The following is an 18185-nucleotide window of genomic DNA, read 5'->3' as shown; positions in this document are numbered from 1 at the left end:
TGCTTCGGGCCTTGATTGCCTGAACCTGCACTCTGGGCGCTTAACATTGACCTAACGCATAAAGTTCGACCTATTTCATCAGCGGTCCCGCCGCAGCAGGACAATCTCCAGCCGGTTGTTGCGCGGGGCGGCGGGGTCTGATGTCGCGGGCTTGCGGTCTGCAAATCCGCCGATACGCTGCATCCGTTCCGCCGCAATGCCTGCGGTTTCCAGCATGATCCGGGCGGATTGGGCGCGATCAGCCGACAGATTCCAAACGGGATTTTCAATCAGGGTTACCGGATAGGCGCGCAAGTGGCCGTTCACGGCGATCTTGTTGGTGGTCAGGTTCAGGACCTCGGCCAGAAGGTCTGCCATGGAAAGAGCAACGGGCAAGGGTTCCGCCGTTTCGCCATCAAACAGGGGGGCGTCCGGAAGATCGAAAATCTCGATCACAAGGCCTTCGTCGGTGACCTTGGTGACGACATGGCGCAACAACTGTTCCATCGTGTTGCTTTCGCCACCACGGGCAAGAAGCGCCTTTTCCACATCTTCCAGTTCCGATTGCGCGCGCCCTTCCCCCGCGGTGCCTTGGCCTGCGCCCTGACCTTCAGCCTCGGCCGAGGCGGCGGCGGTCTTGCGATCCACTGCACCGGTTCCGGTATGGGCCATGGTTTCCTGCGAAAAGACGCTGTCGCCACCAAAGGCGCCATCACCCCCGCCTGAAATGCGGTTTACCGGGATCGTCGGATTGAAATAGTCCGATATCCCCTTTCGCTGCTTTTCCGTTGTCGCGTTCAACAGCCACATCAAGAGAAAGAACGCCATCATCGCGGTCACGAAATCGGCGTAGGCCACTTTCCATGCCCCGCCGTGGTGACCGCCGCCCTGGACGACCTTCTTGCGCTTGATGATGACCGGCGCGGCGTTGCCCTGCGCTGCCATCCCATACACCCGTATATTTACCCGGGATCAGACATAGCACCTGCTGCCTTTACACCTGCTTAACCTGTCAGGTTTTAGGGAAAGGCCGCAGGCCGGTCACAGTTGGCCCAGGGTCAAAGGATCCTCTGGCCCGCTCGCCAGACGCCTTGCAAGGTGCCATCCGCTGAAAGGTGGACCATGTCCGCAACCCGCCCGGGTGTCAGGTGGCCCAGTTGGTCGCTCCGCCCAAGGCAGGCGGCAGGGCGCGACGTTGCCATCGACAGCGCCACCTCGGGCCGGGTGCCAAAACCGATCATCACGCCCACCGCGCGTGGCAGGGTGAGGTCGGCCCCGGCCAGCGTGCCATCCTCCAGCGTCAGCCGGCCGTCGCGGCGCAGGATGCGACGGTTGTTCAGGGTAAACTCGGTCAGGGTGCTGCCCGCGGCGGCCATCGCGTCGGACACCAGAAACAGCCGGTCACTGGCAGCGATCGCAACGCGGATCGTTTCGGGTGCGACGTGGATGCCATCGGCGATCAGACCGGCATGGACAGGCTGCGTCAGGGCCGCGCCGACAAGGCCGGGGTCACGATTGCCAAGCTGGCTCATCGCGTTGAAAAGATGGGTCACACAGCATGCGCCTGCGGCAATGGCTGCCGCTGCCTGGGCATGGCTGCAATCGCTGTGGCCAAGGCTGACGATCACCCCGGCTGCGGCAAGCCGGGCGATCTGCTCCGGTGCCGCACTTTCCGGCGCAAGCGTCACCATGAGCGAGGGCAACCTGCCCGCAGCATCCAGCAGGCGGGTCAGGTCAGCCTCGGTCATCGGGCGGATCAGGCTTGGGTCATGCGCGCCCTTGCGGCGCGGATCAAGATGCGGGCCTTCCAGATGCAGGCCCAGAAAGCCCGGCACCTGCCGTTGCGCCGCTGCAATGCCTGCGGCAATCACGTTGGCCGTCGCCTCGGCTGTGTCAGTGATCAGGGTGGGCAGGATGCCCGTGGCACCCAGCTGTGCATGCGTGGCGCACATCTCGGCCAGCATGTCGGCGGTGCAACTGCCATCGACCATGCGCCCGCCGGCGCCATTGACCTGAAGGTCCAGAAAGCCGGGCGCAAGGATGCCGCCACCCAGTCGGACTTCATCACCCGGCACCGGCCCTGATTCTGGCCCTGATTCTGGCCCTGATTTTGGCCCTGATTTTGGCGCGGCGACACGGCCATCTTCCACCCGCAGGCTTGCGCCTTCGGTCAACGTGGTTCCGTCAAAGACAGCGGCACCGGTAAAAAGCTGGGGCATCACACCGTCTCCGTCACCTTGCGCAGATGGGGGGGGATGTCGGGGTCAAAGCCCCGGCGGCGGGCAAGAGCCTCGATGAAGGCGTAGAACGACACCGACAGCACCAGTGGCGCACATAGCGGATGCAGCCCGGAAACCGAGGGCAGCCGTGTCGCCCCCGGCACATCTGCCCCGGTCAGGAACACATCGGCCCCCTGCGCGACCAGACGTATGGCGGTTTCGGTCAGCTTCGGCAGGGCGGCATCCTCGACCCCAAGGGCAAAGACCGGGAACTGGGCCTGCACGATGGCCGATGGCCCGTGCAGGACTTCGGCGGCCGAATAGCTTTCGGCGTGCAGCCCGCAGGTTTCCTTGAACTTCAGCGCTGCCTCGTTGGCGATGGCAAAGGCAGGGCCACGGCCAATGACGTAAAGCGACTGCGCCCGGGACAGCCGCGCGGCAAGGGGTGCCCAATCCATCGACAAGGCTTCGGCAAAGGCCTCCGGCAGCGCGGCGACGGCGGCGCGAAGGCTTGCGTCTTCCTGCCATTCCGCCAGCAGCGCAAGGCCCGCAAGCACCGAAGACACAAATGTCTTGGTCGCAGCAACGCTGTGTTCAACCCCCGCCTGAAGCGCCAGACAATGTGCCGAAGCTGCGGCCATCGGGCTGGCCGCGTGGTTGGTGATCGCCACCGTCAGCGCGCCACCTTCGCCCGCCGCGCGGATCATCTCGACGATATCCGGGCTTTGACCGGATTGCGAAATGCCGATGCAGGCGGCGCGGCCCAGCTTCAGGGGCCGGTGGTAGATTGACGCGACGGACGGCCCGACCGATGCAACGGGAACGCCCGCAAGCAGTTCCACCGCGTATTTCAGATAGGTCGCGGCATGGTCGGATGACCCCCGCGCCACGGTGACGACAAGCGCGGGGTCGGCTTTGCGCATCGACGCCGCCGCGCTTGCGGTGGCGTCGGCGGAAAGCGTCAGAAACCGGCGCGCGGCTTCGGGGATTTCCGCCACTTCGCGGGACATGTGGGATTGCGTCATTGTGCAGGCCTTTCGGGTTCGGGGGCCAGTTTCAGCTCCACTGCAAAGTCATAGGCATCGCCGCGATAGAGCGACCGGGTGAATTCCACGACGCGACCCGAGGGCAGATAGCCGATCCGTTCGATCCGCAACCCGGCCGCACCGGGGGGAACGCCCAGAAGCTCGGCGTCCTTCGGGCCAAGATTGGCGGCCGAGATACGCTGAACGGCGCGGACGGGGCGGAAGCCATGGGTTTCAAGCAAGGCGTAAAGCGAATCCCCGACCGCCTCCGGGTCTGGCAGAACCTGCGTCGGGATCGAGGCGCGCTCGATCGCCAACGGCACGCCGTCAGACCTGCGCACCCGTTCCAGCCGGGCCACCCTGTCACCCGCGCCAAGACCAAGGGCCATGACCTCTTCGGGGGTGGGGGCTTGCACGCTGCGCGATATCCAGACCGATTCCACCGACTTGCCACGCCGGGACATGTCTTCGGTGAACGAGGTCAGCAAGGACAGCGCCTGCTCCAGCCGCTCCACCCTTGGCGCGACAAAGGTGCCGGACCCGCGCCGCTGCACCAGTTGCCCCGAGGCGACCAGCGCCTCGATCGCCTTTCGGACGGTGACACGCGACAGGCCGGTCATCGCCGCAATGTCGCGCTCCGCCGGAAGGCTGGACCCGGGGGCAAGCACGCCGCGCGCCATCCCGTCGGCAATCCGGCGTTGCAGTTGCAGGTAAAGCGGCCCGGCCCCGGTTGCGAAACCTTCGGATGAAAACAGCGCGTCCATCATGCCGCCTCTCTTGCCAGCAAAAGCGCGCCGTCCAGCGCCGAACCAAGCGCCGGGGCAACTGGCCAACGGTCGGAAAGGCGCCGGGCATAGGCCGCGCCAAGGCCGCCGATACAGGTGACCGGCAGGGGTGGGTCGGTTTGCAGCACCGCGATGGATGCGGCGACATCGGCGGTCGCCTGCGCCAGAAGACCCGCTGCGGCCGGATCATCGGCGGCAAGGATGCGGGGGGCAAGTCTGGCAAAATCCGCTGGTCGCGCCGACAGGGAAAAGGCGATCACGCCTTCGGTTCCGCCATGGTCATCCAGCACCTGTTGCAGCAAGGGGGTCATCGGGCGGAACCCGTCAACCGCGCCAAGCGCTTCGGCCAAGAGGCTGCGCCCCAGGCGCGCGCCGCTGCCGTCATCGCCCAGAACCAGCCCCCAGCCCCCGATCTGGCGGATCACGCCGCCCAGTTGTCGGGCATAGACCGACCCGGTGCCAATGGCCGCGACAATCCCGTCCCGGCCCCGCAGCGCGCCTTTCACGGCGGCGATGGCGTCGGTTTCCACCCGGATCCGGGCGAAGGGCAGGCCCGCGCGCAAACCCTCTGCCGCCCCGGCAGCATTTGCCCCAGCCAGGCCAAGCCCGGCAGACAGGGTTGGCAAGGCGTGTGCCACCTGATCGGCACCAAGAGCCTTGGTCAGGGCCGAGGTGGTGGCGGCAAGGATGTTCAAGCGGGCAGTCGACAGATCGCTCGCGATATTGGCCGGGCCTGAATGGCCTTCGCCAAGGATACGACCCGACGCATCGGCCACCGCCGCGCGGCAGCCGCTTCCCCCGCCGTCGATGCCCAAGAAAAGCGCCATGCGAATCCTCCTGTTTGAAATAATACCAAAACAAGACCATTTGGAAAGTGGTATCTCTCGGAGCGGCATTTAAGTGAAAATAGTGCCATGTGATACTTCCTTCTTTACAAGTGGTATTGTTTTGGCATTGTCTGATGTCAGGGGGAATCAAATGACCGAACGTCCCACAGAGGCGCTGCATCCATTGTCTGCCGGGTTGCATCTGGCCCCGGCTATTGACGTGCTGTCGCGCGCATTGACCGCGCAGGAAGCGGCACTGGCGGCAGTCCGGCCAATCCTTCCGGCGCTTGAATCTGCGGCGGAACTGGCCGTTGCCGCGCTGCGGGGTGGCGGCAAGCTGGCCTATGCCGGGGCGGGGTCGTCCGGCCTGATGGCGCTGGCCGACTGTCTGGAGCTTCTGGGGACTTTCGGGATTCCGACAGCGCGCACGCCGATGTTGTTTGCCGGTGGAGCGGAGGCGCTTTTGCAGATGACCGGCGGGGTCGAAGATGACCCGGCGCTTGCCCTTGCCGATCTTGCCAGCGCAGGTCTTGGGGCGGGGGATGCGGTGATCTGCATTTCCGCCTCGGGGTCCACCCCTTACACCCTGGTCGTGGCCGAACATGCCGCGCGGGCGGGGGCGACGGTGATCGGGATTGCGAATGTGCCGCGTTCCGCCCTGCTGCAAATGGCCGATGTGCCTGTCTTGCTGGATACCGGAGCCGAAATCGTCGCCGGGTCCACGCGGCTGGGGGCGGCAACGGCGCAGAAGGTGGCGCTGAACCTGATTTCGGTACTGGTTGGCGTGAGGCTTGGCCATGTGCATGATGGCAATATGGTGAATGTAATTGCCGACAACGCCAAGCTGCGCGACCGCGCCGCCCGGATCGTGGCGCGGATCGCGGGGGTGGAAACCAGCGCCGCCCGCATGGCTCTGGACATCACCGATGGCGCGGTGAAACCTGCTGTTCTGGTGGCGCGCGGCGCAACACCGAAGGATGCATCTGAAAACTTGGCCCGTGCAGGTGGGCATCTGGCCGAGGCCATGAAGATTTGACAAGAACCAACCGGGCGAACTGCCCCAACAGGGAGACTGCAATGACAAGAACCATCCGCTACGCCCTTCTGACCAGCACGCTGCTTGCCGGTCCGGCCTTGGCCGAAACCACGCTGACCATCGAAAGCTGGCGGAATGACGACCTGACCATCTGGCAGGACACGATCATTCCGGCGTTTCAGGCCCAGCATCCCGATATCAAGGTGATCTTCGCCCCCAGCGCCCCGGCAGAATACAACGCGGTGCTGAACTCGAAGCTCTCGGCCGGGTCAGCGGGCGACCTGATCACCTGTCGCCCGTTCGATGCCAGCCTTGAGCTCTACAATCAGGGCCATCTGGCCGACCTGTCCGATCTGGCAAGCATGGCGAACTTCTCGCCGGTGGCGAAATCGGCGTGGCAGACCGATGACGGCAGCGCCACCTTCTGCGTGCCGATGGCTTCGGTGATCCACGGCTTCATCTACAACGCTGACGCTTTCGAGGCGCTGGGCCTGTCGGTTCCAACGACGAACGACGAATTCTACGCCGCTCTGGACGCGATCAAGGCCGATGGCACCTATATCCCGATGGCGATGGGGACGAACGACCAGTGGGAAGCCGCTACGATGGGGTATAACAACATCGGGCCGAACTTCTGGAAGGGCGAGGAGGGCCGTCTGGCGCTGATCAAGGGCGAACAGAAGCTGACCGATGACGCATGGGTCGCACCATTTGCCGAACTGGCAAAGTGGAAGGACTATCTGGGCGACGGCTTCGAGGCGCAGACCTACCCCGACAGCCAGAACCTGTTCACCCTTGGCCGCGCCGCGATCTATCCGGCAGGTTCGTGGGAAATCTCGGGCTTCAACGCACAGGCCGAGTTCAAGATGGGTGCCTTCCCGCCGCCGGTCGCGGCAGCAGGTGACACCTGCTATATCAGCGATCACACCGACATTGCCATCGGCCTGAACGCGGCTTCGCCCAATGCCGATGCGGCGCGTGTGTTCCTTGACTGGGTCGGCTCGCCCGAGTTTGCGACGATGTATGCCAACGCCCTGCCAGGCTTCTTCAGCCTGAATTCCACCCCGGTGGCGATGGAAGACCCGCTGGCGCAAGAGTTCGTGTCGTGGCGCGGCAAGTGCGAATCGACGATCCGGTCCACCTACCAGATCCTGTCGCGTGGCACCCCGAACCTTGAAAACGAGACCTGGAACGCCTCGGCCAACGTGATCCGCGGGTCCGAAGCGCCCGAGGCTGCGGCCGAGCGTCTGCAAGCTGGTCTTGCCAGCTGGTACGCGCCGCAGCAGTAAGCTGAACCGACGGAACCGGGGGGCTTCGCGCCCCCCGGACCCCCGCGGAGTATTTCCGAAAAGAGCAGGCAGGAAGGGGAAGACCATGGCTTCGCGCAAGCCCGTGCGTTGGCATATCGGCGTGTTTCTGGCCCCGGCGGTGCTGGTTTACACCGCGCTGATGATCATCCCGCTGTTCGGGACGCTGCTCCAATCGCTGTTCAACAAGGGCGCGGCAGGGGAGCGGGTCTTCGTCGGCTTGCAGAACTTTGCCACGCTCTTTGGCAATGCCCTTTGGTCTGACGCGTTCTGGAACGCGCTGGGCAACAACGCCTGGTTCTTCGTCGTGCATATGCTGGTGCAAAACCCGATCGGCATTGCGCTGGCGGCGATCCTTTCCACACCTCGCTTGCGAATGGCGGCCTTTTACCGGACCGCGATCTTCATCCCCACGATCCTGAGTTTCGTGATCGTCGGCTTTGTCTGGAAGCTGATCCTGTCGCCGATCTGGGGCATCGCGCCGGGGATGCTGGACGCGGTTGGCCTCAAATCCCTGTTCGCGCCGTGGCTGGGCCGCGAGGAATACGCGCTGACCACGCTGGCGCTGGTATCGGTCTGGCAGTTTGTCGGCATCCCGATGATGCTGATCTATGCGGCCCTCCTGTCGATCCCCGATGAGGTTCTGGAAGCCGCCGAAATGGACGGAATCACTGGTGCCTCGCAGTTCTGGAAGATCAAGCTGCCCTTGATCCTGCCATCCATCGGGATCATCTCGATCCTGACATTCGTTGGCAATTTCAATGCGTTCGACCTGATCTATGTGGCGCAAGGTGCGTTGGCCGGGCCGGATTACAGCACCGATATCCTTGGCACCTTCCTCTATCGCACCTTCTTTGGCTTTCAGCTGCAACTGGGCGATCCCTACATGGGGTCGGCCATTGCCGGGTCGATGTTCGGGATCATCCTGATTGGCGTCTGTGTCTATCTGTTCGGTATCCAGACCCGGCTGCGGAGGTATCAGTTCTGATGAGCGCGCGCATGTCCACCGGGAGAACCATTGCAGCCCATGCGGTGCTGCTGACCTATACGCTGATCGCGCTGTTCCCGGTCTTCGTGATCGTCATCAACAGCTTCAAGACCCGCAAGGCGATCTTTGCCGACCCGCTGGCGCTGCCGTGGCCGGAGAATTTTGATCTGGTGGGCTACCAGACGGTGCTGAAACAAGGGGACTTCTTCCTGTATTTTCAGAACAGTCTGATTGTCACCGTTGTCAGCCTGTTCTTTGTGCTGCTGTTTGGCGCGATGGCAGCCTTTGCGCTGTCGGAATACCGGTTCAAGGGCAATACGCTGATGGGCCTTTATCTGGCGCTGGGGATCATGATTCCGATCCGGCTTGGCACCGTTGCCATTCTGGAGATCATGGTGGCCACCGGTCTGGTGAACACGCTGACCGCGCTTATTCTGGTCTACACGGCGCAGGGGTTGCCCTTGGCGGTGTTCATCCTGTCCGAGTTCATGAAATCCGTGTCGCATGATCTGAAGAACGCGGGCCGGATCGACGGGCTGTCGGAATACCGTATCTTCTTCAGCCTTGTTCTGCCGCTTGTGCGCCCGGCGATGGCAACGGTTGCGGTCTTCACCATGATCCCGATCTGGAATGACCTTTGGTTTCCGCTGATCCTTGCCCCGGCTGAACACACCAAGACCGTGACACTGGGTGCGCAGGTGTTCATCGGGCAGTTCGTGACCAACTGGAATGCCGTTCTGGCGGCCCTGTCGCTGGCGATCATTCCGGTCCTGGTCCTTTACCTCATCTTCTCGCGGCAGTTGATCCGCGGGATCACCGCAGGAGCCGTGAAATGATCCGTGTGATGGTCGCAGGTCTTGGCACCATGGGCCGCAGCCATGCGCTGGCCTACCACCGCAACCCGGCCTTCGATCTGGTCGGGCTGGTCAACCGCTCGACGCCGAAGCTGGACCCGGCGCTGGACGGATATGTCGTCGAGCCAGTGTTCCATGCGGCTCTGACCCGGTTGAAGCCGGACCTTGTGAACGTGTCCACCTATTCCGACAGCCATGCCGATTATGCCGTGGCGGCGATGGAGGCGGGGGCGCATGTCTTTGTCGAAAAGCCGCTGGCGACAACCGTGGCCGATGCCCGTCGCGTGGTCGATTGCGCCAAGGCCAACGGCAGAAAGGTCGTGGTCGGCTATATCCTGCGGCATCACCCGTCATGGATGCGCATGATCGCCGAGGCGCGGGCCTTGGGCGGTCCCTATGTCTTCCGGCTGAACCTGAACCAGCAGTCATCCGGCCCGACATGGGAGGTTCACAAGACCCTGATGCAGACCACCAGTCCGCTGGTGGATTGTGGGGTGCATTACGTCGATGTCATGTGCCAGATCACCGATGCCAAGCCGGTCGAGGTGCGCGGCATGGGGCTGCGACTGTCCAATGAAATCGCGCCGGACATGTACAACTACGGCCATTTCCAGGTGCTGTTCGAGGACGGCTCGGTCGGCTGGTACGAGGCTGGCTGGGGTCCGATGATGTCGGATACCGCGTTCTTCGTGAAGGATGTGGTCAGCCCGAACGGGGCGGTGTCGATCAAGATGCCGGAAAGCGCCAGGTCGGATGACCATTCCACCCACACGATGACCCAGACCATCCGCGTGCATCGCGTCGGCCAGCCGGATCAGGATCTGAGCATGGCGGATGAACCCGGCCATCAGGAATTGTGCGAACGCGAACAGGCCTTCGTGGCCCGCGCGATTACGGAAGATCTCGATCTGACGCGGCATATGGAAGACGCCGTGCAGTCGCTTGCCATCTGTCTTGCCGCGGACGAAAGCGTCCGGTCCGGCCATCCTGTGAAATTGTGAGGGCCGTATGGGCGCGCTGGAACTGAAAGGCGTCACCAAGAACTTCGGCGCGACCGAGGTGATCAAGGGCGTTGACCTGTCGGTGAAGGACGGCGAATTCTGCGTCTTTGTCGGCCCGTCAGGCTGTGGGAAATCCACGCTTTTGCGTATCATCGCGGGGCTGGAGGATGCGACCGATGGTGACATCCTGCTGGATGGGCGGCGGATGAATGACGTGGCCCCGGCCAAACGCGAACTGGCCATGGTGTTCCAGTCTTATGCGCTTTATCCGCATCTGACCGTGCGTGACAACATGGGGTTGGCGCTGAAACAGGCGGGCAAGCCCAAGGCTGAAATCATGGCGGCGACCGACAAGGCTGCGGCGATGCTGGAGCTGGGGCCATTGCTGGACCGACGTCCGGCGGAACTTTCCGGCGGCCAACGCCAGCGTGTTGCCATTGGCCGGGCCATCGTGCGGACCCCGAAGCTGTTCTTGTTCGACGAACCGCTGTCGAACCTTGACGCCGCCCTGCGCGTGGCCACGCGGATCGAAATTGCGCGCCTGCACCGCGACCTGAAGGCCACGATGATCTATGTGACCCATGATCAGGTCGAGGCGATGACGCTGGCCGACCGGATCGTCGTCTTGCGCGCGGGCAAGGTGGAACAGGTTGGCTCTCCGATGGAACTTTACAACGACCCGGCGAACACCTTCGTCGCCGGGTTCATCGGCAGCCCGCAGATGAACTTTCTTGATGCCGCCGCACTTGGCTTTCCGCCGGGGCAGGTGGGTATCCGGCCCGAACACCTGATGATCTCACGCGAGAGCGGTGAATTTGCCGCCGAGGTCAGCCATATTGAAAAGCTGGGTGGGGAAACGCTGGTCTATGCCCGCCATCCGCAGCACGGGCTTTTGACCGTGCGGCTGTTTGGCGAACATGACTACGCCGTTTCCGAAACGGTTCATCTGTCGCTGTCGCGTGATCGGATATTCCTGTTCGACCCCGAGGGTCAGAGGCGGCGCTGACCGTCAGGCAAAGGCGGCGGACCACGCCTGCATCAGGGTCTGGGTTCCATCCCCTTCGATGACGCCCAGCAGAACACCTTCACCCGACCGGGCGCAAAGCACGCTGTGACCTTCGACAAGGGTCGCGCCCAGCACGATGCAGATCGGCCCATCGGGAGCGGTGGAAATCTGGTCAAGCTGATGCGAAACAGCCTCAGCCTCATCGTCCAGAAAGCCTTGCAGATGCGAAACCATCTCATCCGGGCCTTCGGTGGTGCCATCCTCATCGCCGCCGGTGATCAGCCACGCCATCAGCACAGGCCCCGTTCCCCGCGCAAAGCGACCCAGAAAATCGGCACTTGCGGTCTTGTAGGTGGCTGCCTCGGGCGCTACCGGCGCGGTTGCCGGGGGGCGGACAGCGACAGGAGGCGGATCTGGCACTGCGAAAAGCCTTGCCTCGGGTGCGACCTTTGGAGAGGGGGCGGTTGTCGGCATGGCCTCGAGCGCAGTAAACTCGGTCGCCGCAAGCGGGTTCAGATCGACCAGCAGCAGATCAGCCAGCAACGCAACGGGCAAGCCGACGCTGACCCCTTCCCGCTCGCGGTCGATCGGGGTCGTGGTGACCCGCAATTCCTGATTTGGGACCGCAAGTGCTTGCAGCAACTTGATAAGGTCATCCTTGTGCGCGTCTTCCAGCGCTGGTTCGGACAGACAGCTTTCAGCCCCGGCAAGCCCGCTGGCCGCCGTCAACCGCAAGACCCGGCGCCCGGAAACCTCCAGCGTAAGATTGGTGCCGATGCGCGACTCAAAGGTGAGGGCGCGGCCCAGCATTGTTTCGTTCACCTCGCGCAGCAGCGCGGCAAGCGGGTTCGGATCCGAAGCCGCAGCAATGATACGCGCCCCGCCCGGCGCCACATGCGCGGGTGCCTGCAAGGACTGCAAACGGGATATGATAGGAAGAGTGCCTCTGTTCAACGGCTTGCCCGATCCTGACTTGAACCTGCCCCGTCACCCACCGGAGGTGATGCTCTCAAGTGTTACGCGGATCTTGGCCACAAACGCCGCAAGGTCAATGCCATGATCGCAAATGCAGCACAATGCGTCGGCGGGTTCGCTTTCCGAACGCAGGAAAACCCGGATGCCATCCGCACCCATCACAACAGCGCCGTGCGGTTCGCCGAAGGCTTCGACCGAAAGCGAAAAGAGCGGATCGTCAAAACTTGCGCGCGCCTGAAGGCACAGCCGGTCAAGATGTTCCTGCGTGATATCATCCCTGCCTTGGCTCGCCAGTATCATGCTGGCAGACAGGTCGGCGAAGGCCACCACCCGCGCCTGCGGATGGGCCGTGATCACAGCACCGAGTGTTTCGTTCACGCCCAATCCATGAATCCTTCCCGGCTCTGGCGCCCGTTAGCGGCCCGGCGCCCGGGTCAGGGCAAGCAGGGCATCTTCTTCCACGGGCCCATCCGAGAAGGACACCACGGCAGGACCGGTTTCCCCCGTTGGCCGCTCGGTGCGCAGCAGACGCTCACCCGCAGCAACCCGACGCGGCATGACCTTTACCACGGGCGTGCGGCGAATGGTCGTCAACCGTTCAAAGGCTCTGGCGATCAGGCTTTGGCCAATTTCCGGATTTTCAACGGCTTCCGGCTGAATGGGCGCAGACAATTCCGCCCCCGGCTCGGGGTGGCCTTCGTCAATCACGCGGTGGACGATGTCAAACAGAGCAGACGTGAGGGCCTGCGCGCCGCTGTCGGCCCATTTCTGTTCGTCATCCCCGGCGTTCATCGCCCGGAGCAGCGAGACCGGCAAGATCTCGGCGAACAGGTCACTGGTTTCGGCGACCACCCGCTTCAGCACCTTGGCGCGGTCGCTTTCGTTGACGATCTTGTCGAACCGGGTGACCAGAAGCAGGCTGTTGCGGCGCAGTTCGGCAGGGAATGTCGACCAGACCCCGGATTCCGACTGACGCCAGGCTTGCGTTGCATGGGTACACCACAACACGCCATCGGCAAGGTGGGCCATCCGCTCCCACACTTCGGGTGACATGCTGGGGTCGGAAATGCCGGGCATGTCGATCAGGTCGCAGTAGCGCAGGATGTCGCTTTGCATGAAGATGCGGACATGTTCCGTCGTTTCCAGCGAAACGGATTCCAGATCGGCGACGTCCAGATCATAGGCCACGCCGTCCAGCCCCATCGTGTAGGCATCATCCGGCCCGTAGGACAGCCAGACGGGCGGCAACTGGGTGGCAGTCACCTTTTCCAGCAGGGGGCGCGCACCCATCAACACATTGCAGAGTGTGCTTTTTCCCGAGCTGAACTCGCCCATGATGGCGATGCGGGGTTTGCGGGTCAAAGGCATTGGTCTGGTCCTCTTTTGCGCAGCACGGGCTTACTCGGCATAGGCGCCAAGTTCGTCCATGATCGACGCAAGACATTCCTGTCTGTCTTCCCAGGCGTTGACGCCGAACAACTCTTTCATCTCTTCCATCGAGATTTCCGAGCTTGCAAGCGCGCTCATGAGAAGTTCCCGCTGTTCTTGCAGGAAGTCGCGCAGGGTGTTCTGTGTCCTTTCGCGGAACAGGCCGATCTGGATTGTCTTGAGATCATTGATGATCGGGTCAGTCTCGGCGCGGATCAACTTGTAGAAATCCTGCGCAAAGGCCTTGTAGCCCCGCCGGCGCTGCCACCAGCCCTTCCACCAGCCAACCTGAAGGTCCAGCGCGATGGTCTGGCCAAGGTTGATCGGCGGCGGGATGTAGGAAACGACGGGGGTTTCAATCTTGAAGCCTTCGACCGTGATCGAGAAGGTCTTGCCGTAAAGATCGGCAATCCTGACAGCGGTCTCATTGTTCACGTCGGCGGCGATGACGTGCATCTTCTTCAGCACCACCTGATAGCTGGAAGACAGCAGCATCCGCAGCCCAAGCGGGCTGTAATGCCAGGTCGCATCTTCGCCATTGGCCTGAAGATGTTCGATCAGCGAATTCGTTGCGCGCTCCAGAAAGCGTTCGTAGGACTGGTCGATCCGGTTGGTGAAGTCCTTGCAGGCATTGTCGGTAAGGTGGGTCAGCTTTTCCACCGCCGCGACCTCGATCTGGCGCAGTTCGGAGTCAAGCTGCCCGGGCGTCATCGTCCGGTCAAGCTGGCCGTCGGATTCAAGGATGCGGACCTGATCCACCACATCAAGGCTTTGCGCAAGGTTCAGCGCCTGACGGGCCGACTTTTGCAACGCCTCTTGCACCGGGCCTTCATACATCCGCTGCCCAAGCGCATCCAGAAGCGCTGGCACGCCCGAGGCATGCCAGACAAGCTGTTCGGCTGACCAACTGTCCATCTTGTCGGCGAAGGCAGCGCGGGTCCAGTTGATCGCCGATTCCGTGCTGTCGTCGGTCATCTCGTCGATCTGACCCAGCAGCACGGCATTGGCCCAGTGCGCCGAGCCGTAGATGATGTCGATATCCTGTGGCGCGTTGTTCTTTTCCAGCGTCTCAAGGATGGACCGGTGAATTTCCGGCACTTGTGTCCCCGGGTCAGGCAGTTCGTCGATCCGGTTCACGAAAATGATGATCTCACGCGATTGGCGGTGCGCGATCAGGCGGATCAGCGCCATGTCCATCGTCGTCAGCGCCTGATGGGCAGACAGCACGACGATACAGGACCGGCTGTCGCGCACGGCGTTGATCGTGATCTGTTCGCGCATCATGAAGGTGTCGTTCACGCCGGGCGTGTCGCGCACGCAAAGCATGACCGGAATGTCATCACGTTCGATGTAAAGATCGGCCGATTTGGTGATGTCGGTAAAGCGGCCCTGATCGGCGGAACCTGCCTCTTCGTCGCCAACGCAGACATAGCGGCGCAAAAGCGCATCATCGACCGCGCCATAGCGGTGTTCGGTGCCAAGCAGCATCTCGAACTTGCGGCCAAGCCGGGCCTGCGCCTTTTCACGCATGGCCACGACTTGCAGTCGCAGCTTTTCCAGTTCGTCATCGGCACCCGCACGCGCCGCAAGCTGGCCGATCCGGCCACCGTTCGAGACCAGCTTGTCCCATTCTGCGCCGTCAAAGAACTTGAATTTCGCCTTGACGTTCAGTTCCGGGCTGGGGGTGTTGATGTGCAGCGACGTGACGACCGACGTCCAGGGATTCACGTCCGTCGGCAGCAGGTTCGGCGCGCCGATCATCGCGTTGATCAGCGAGGTCTTGCCAGCCTTGATCTGGCCGATGACCGTTACCGAAGGTTCAACGTCGCGCACCTGTTGCAGGATCCGCGTGACCTTCTTCGACGTGTCGGGGTCTGCCATCGTCACGAAGTCGCGCAGAACGTCCTCGAACTGCTGGGTTGCTTCGGCAATACGCCCAAGGCCCGGGAAGCTGCGTTCAAGCGCAACTTCAGGTGCTGGTCCAGCGGCAGCGTCGACTGCCTGTTCATCGCTCTGAACTATGGCGCCAAGTCCCATGATAACCTCACAACCTCCGCCCCAAACCACTTATGTCGCACATAAAACGGCGCAAGTCCCCGTGATCATGACATAAGTTGGGAAAGTGGTCCGAATTGGGCAGGTTTTTGTCGATTCTTCGATGAGTAATAGTGTCACGCCGCACGCAATGTTTCCAGATCGCGACGAATCTGCAAGATAAGCGTCATTGCGTCGTCGGCTGGGGCATGTCCCTTCTCCAGCTGCATCAGCATGATCAGGTCTTGAACCTCACTCAGGTCATGGTTGATTCGGCGCAACTCGGCGGAAGATGCCTGCGACAGAACCTCGATCACTTGCTCGGTGGTTTCCCGACCGTGGTCAAGGATCAGGTCGACCGGTGGTTTTTCAGTGGGATCAACCAGACGTTCAAGATCGGCAGCCCGCGAGATGATCAGCGCAACAGCCTGATTCAGAATTCCATGTTCGGAGGCAGGAACGGCCCTGGGGCCAGCCTCAGGTGCCGGTGCGGCGGCAACGACGCGGGCGGCGATCCGCGGTCGTTCGCGGCGTTCGGCAGTGGGAGCGTCAGCCCTGCGTTCGCGCAACACCGCAACCCGGGGTGAAGGCATGTCTTCAGCGCCGGCGGCTCGCGCAGCCACAAACCGACGGGTTTCCGGCACCGCAGGCGGCGCTGATGGGGCGGTCGGCTGGTCTTCGGGCAGATCGGTCAGCTGTTCGACCGGGGTCGCGGCCGGTGCGGGTGCCTCGGCCAGGTCAACGGCCTCATCCTGAGGCTGAACCGGTTCGACAGGCGCTTCGGCCGCGGGAGCAATTTCTGCGGGCGCAAGTTCCGGGGGTTCAAGTTCCGGGGCGGCAGGTTTGCGGGCGCCAAACAGCCGGGTCCGCTGGGCGCGGTCACTTGCTGCTGGCCCAACTGGCGCGGTGGACGCCGACTGCGATTGCCGGTCGCGGGGGGTGCGCGGTTCTCTCGGGGGGGCGGCAGCCGCTGCAAGCATTGCGGCAATCGCCGCATCGTCAGGCCCGGCGTCGGTCGATGTATCGGCGGGTCGGGCGGGGGTCTCGAGCACTTTGCCACGCGGCGGGGGAGGGGTCTTCGGAATGTCTTTCCGTGGCGTCAGAGTTGGCTTCGGCGCAGCGGCGGACGTTTCTGCAGGCTCGTTCCGTGATTTCCAGGTTGTTCGCAATGGCACGGGCGGCGCGGCGCCTGCGTCGGTGGCAGGTGCGGCCTGCCTGATCCGGTCCGAGAAGCGTTTTGCCCCCGCCGCTGACAGTGGTTCTGCGTCCATTGGTTCATTGGAAGCGGCGTCAGCCGGAAGATCGTCCTGATCTTCCGGTTCCGGCTCAATTTCCGGCTCCGGCTGCGAGTCCGGCCCTTCGGCAATCTCTGCAACACCCTCTGCTGCACTCTCTTGTTGCGGCTCGACGGCAGCTTCCAACTCAGGCTCCAGCCTGAGCGCTGAAAGCAGGCCTGCAACCTGATCCGGCTCCGGGGCGGGATCTTCGACGAGGGCTGGTTCCGGCGCTGGTTCGGGTTTGGCCACAAGTTCCAGCCTGAATACCTGCTCCGGCTCTGGCACCTTTTCGGGCTCGGTGCTGGCTGGGGGTGTCGCTGGCTCGGTCGACGCATCTGCCTGTCCGGCAACCGCCTCTGTGGCGGCCGCCGGGTCCGGATCTGCAAAGCGGCGTGCAACGATGCCGCCAGCTTCGACGTGCCGCGCCAGCAAGAGTTCCGCCATGTCGGTGTCAGCGCGCTGCGCCATTTGCACCCGGGCCTTGATTGTCGTGATCACGGCTGCGGCACCACTGTCCCGGAAAAGATTCCGGTCGATCGGTCCGCCCGGAGGCATCGCCGCCCGTGCCTGTTTTGTGGAAATCGACAGGACTTGCCGGAAATCTTCGCCTGCGCGCTGTTCCACACGCTCAAGCATGCCCTGCGCAGCTTCGGGGCTGCCAAGCAAGTCTACTTTGGTCAGGAACAGGAACCCGTTGTCCTTCACCGAGTCGGGCATGCTTTCCCACACCATCTGCTCTTTGGGTAGAAATGAAGTCGTACACCAGATCAGGATATCGGCGCGCTTGCTGGCCCAGACTGCGGCCCGGCGCTGTTCGGTCTCCATCGGCCCGGCGGCGACCTCCAGCAGGCTGATGACCTTCAGGGAAGGCAGGTCCATCTCGACAGTCACAAGTGCCGGGTTCAACCTCAGCGCCTGTTCCAGGTTCGTGCCTGGAACATCTTCCACCCGGCCATCGGCAAGGGTGCAAAGCATTCGGGCCTCTGAGCCATGCTGCACGACCATCGTTGGCAGCCGAAGCGTCTCGGGAACGACCACGGTACCGGCAAGCAGGTTGAGAACCGAAGACTTCCCAGCGCCCGGCAAGCCCAGCAAAGCCACGCGCGCCGGTCGTTCAAGGCGTTCGATCAGCCGTTCCGCAGCCTCGGCCGGGCCACCAGCAGGCAAAAGCCCTCGGTCCAAAAGACGACCAAGCCGCTCTGCGACCGTCAGTTCACCGTCTTCTTCAATCATGTCTCACTTCACGACGATAACGCGCCGTGGCCGCATCCGCACTTCGGACAAATTCTCCGCCGGCGGCTCTGCCAGGGGCAAAGGCTCTGGTGGGTCTTCTGGTGCCGTTGCAACGACATGCTCCGCCGGCGCCGGGGGCGTCTGGATCGGCAGCAGCATCGGCTCTGTGACGACGCTCGTCAAGCGTCTGGGTCTTGTGACGGTCATTGCG

At 63.0% G+C, this 18185-nt stretch carries 17 protein-coding genes; 6 read left to right on the top strand and 11 right to left on the bottom strand.

The features are described 5' to 3' along the window. Positions 1 to 78 precede the first annotated feature (78 nt). From QUV21_RS06750 to QUV21_RS06730, 5 genes are all read right to left on the bottom strand, one after another. Positions 79 to 924, bottom strand: a complete 846-nt coding sequence (locus tag QUV21_RS06750; RefSeq protein ID WP_300853874.1) for a flagellar motor protein MotB — start codon at positions 922 to 924, stop codon at positions 79 to 81. A gap of 113 nt (positions 925 to 1037) precedes the next feature. Beyond that, entirely contained in the window at positions 1038 to 2198 is a 1161-nt protein-coding gene (gene nagA / locus QUV21_RS06745; RefSeq protein WP_300853873.1) for an N-acetylglucosamine-6-phosphate deacetylase, read from the bottom strand. Further along, positions 2198 to 3223, bottom strand: coding sequence for an SIS domain-containing protein (locus QUV21_RS06740; protein WP_300853872.1), 1026 nt, complete (start codon positions 3221 to 3223; stop codon positions 2198 to 2200). The genes nagA and QUV21_RS06740 overlap by 1 nt, the downstream gene beginning before the upstream one ends. Further along, complete coding sequence (locus QUV21_RS06735) at positions 3220 to 3987, bottom strand: GntR family transcriptional regulator (protein ID WP_300854154.1); 768 nt, start codon at positions 3985 to 3987, stop codon at positions 3220 to 3222. The genes QUV21_RS06740 and QUV21_RS06735 overlap by 4 nt, the downstream gene beginning before the upstream one ends. Then, positions 3987 to 4835: a BadF/BadG/BcrA/BcrD ATPase family protein gene (locus tag QUV21_RS06730; RefSeq protein ID WP_300853871.1), complete on the bottom strand. Its 849-nt coding sequence runs from the start codon at positions 4833 to 4835 to the stop codon at positions 3987 to 3989. The genes QUV21_RS06735 and QUV21_RS06730 overlap by 1 nt, the downstream gene beginning before the upstream one ends. 151 nt (positions 4836 to 4986) lie before the next feature. Between QUV21_RS06730 and QUV21_RS06725 the strand changes: the two genes are divergently transcribed. The 6 genes from QUV21_RS06725 (at position 4987) to QUV21_RS06700 (ending at position 11027) form a co-directional block, all read left to right on the top strand. After that, positions 4987 to 5871: an N-acetylmuramic acid 6-phosphate etherase gene (locus tag QUV21_RS06725; protein WP_300853870.1), complete on the top strand. Its 885-nt coding sequence runs from the start codon at positions 4987 to 4989 to the stop codon at positions 5869 to 5871. A 41-nt stretch (positions 5872 to 5912) separates the two neighbouring features. Continuing rightward, on the top strand, positions 5913 to 7160 hold the full coding sequence (locus QUV21_RS06720) for an ABC transporter substrate-binding protein (RefSeq protein WP_300853869.1): 1248 nt from the start codon (positions 5913 to 5915) through the stop codon (positions 7158 to 7160). Positions 7161 to 7245: 85 nt separating this feature from the next. Continuing rightward, positions 7246 to 8166, top strand: coding sequence for a sugar ABC transporter permease (locus tag QUV21_RS06715; RefSeq protein WP_300853868.1), 921 nt, complete (start codon positions 7246 to 7248; stop codon positions 8164 to 8166). After that, a complete protein-coding gene (locus tag QUV21_RS06710) occupies positions 8166 to 9002 on the top strand; it encodes a carbohydrate ABC transporter permease (RefSeq protein WP_300853867.1) in 837 nt (278 codons plus the stop codon). The genes QUV21_RS06715 and QUV21_RS06710 overlap by 1 nt, the downstream gene beginning before the upstream one ends. After that, positions 8999 to 10021 carry a Gfo/Idh/MocA family oxidoreductase gene (locus tag QUV21_RS06705; protein ID WP_300853866.1) on the top strand — a complete coding sequence of 341 codons (1023 nt, stop codon included), beginning with the start codon at positions 8999 to 9001 and terminating at the stop codon, positions 10019 to 10021. Before QUV21_RS06710 ends, QUV21_RS06705 begins: the two co-directional genes overlap by 4 nt. Before the next feature lie 7 nt (positions 10022 to 10028). Next, positions 10029 to 11027, top strand: coding sequence for an ATP-binding cassette domain-containing protein (locus tag QUV21_RS06700; RefSeq protein WP_300853865.1), 999 nt, complete (start codon positions 10029 to 10031; stop codon positions 11025 to 11027). Between the two features lie 3 nt (positions 11028 to 11030). On the opposite strand, the gene QUV21_RS06695 is transcribed toward QUV21_RS06700, so the two are convergent. The 6 genes from QUV21_RS06695 to QUV21_RS06670 all read right to left on the bottom strand — a co-directional run. Beyond that, positions 11031 to 11948 carry a hypothetical protein gene (locus QUV21_RS06695; protein WP_300853864.1) on the bottom strand — a complete coding sequence of 306 codons (918 nt, stop codon included), beginning with the start codon at positions 11946 to 11948 and terminating at the stop codon, positions 11031 to 11033. A gap of 66 nt (positions 11949 to 12014) precedes the next feature. Next, positions 12015 to 12380 (bottom strand): hypothetical protein, encoded by a 366-nt coding sequence (locus tag QUV21_RS06690; protein ID WP_300853863.1) that lies wholly within the window; start codon positions 12378 to 12380, stop codon positions 12015 to 12017. Positions 12381 to 12416: 36 nt separating this feature from the next. Beyond that, a complete protein-coding gene (locus QUV21_RS06685; RefSeq protein WP_300853862.1) occupies positions 12417 to 13370 on the bottom strand; it encodes a dynamin family protein in 954 nt (317 codons plus the stop codon). A 30-nt stretch (positions 13371 to 13400) separates the two neighbouring features. Continuing rightward, positions 13401 to 15467: a dynamin family protein gene (locus QUV21_RS06680; protein WP_300853861.1), complete on the bottom strand. Its 2067-nt coding sequence runs from the start codon at positions 15465 to 15467 to the stop codon at positions 13401 to 13403. A gap of 134 nt (positions 15468 to 15601) precedes the next feature. After that, the gene (locus tag QUV21_RS06675) at positions 15602 to 17974 is read right to left on the bottom strand and encodes a hypothetical protein (RefSeq protein ID WP_300853860.1); all 2373 of its coding nucleotides are present in this window, start codon (positions 17972 to 17974) and stop codon (positions 15602 to 15604) included. A gap of 3 nt (positions 17975 to 17977) precedes the next feature. After that, positions 17978 to 18185, bottom strand: a 208-nt coding sequence (locus tag QUV21_RS06670; protein WP_300853859.1) for a hypothetical protein, incomplete at its 5' end; no start/stop codon positions are given.

The organism is Tabrizicola sp. (assembly GCF_030373185.1).
In the GTDB taxonomy this organism is placed as follows: domain Bacteria; phylum Pseudomonadota; class Alphaproteobacteria; order Rhodobacterales; family Rhodobacteraceae; genus Tabrizicola.
Note: the sequence above shows the minus strand (reverse complement) of the source record. Positions and strands in the feature narration are given on the sequence as shown.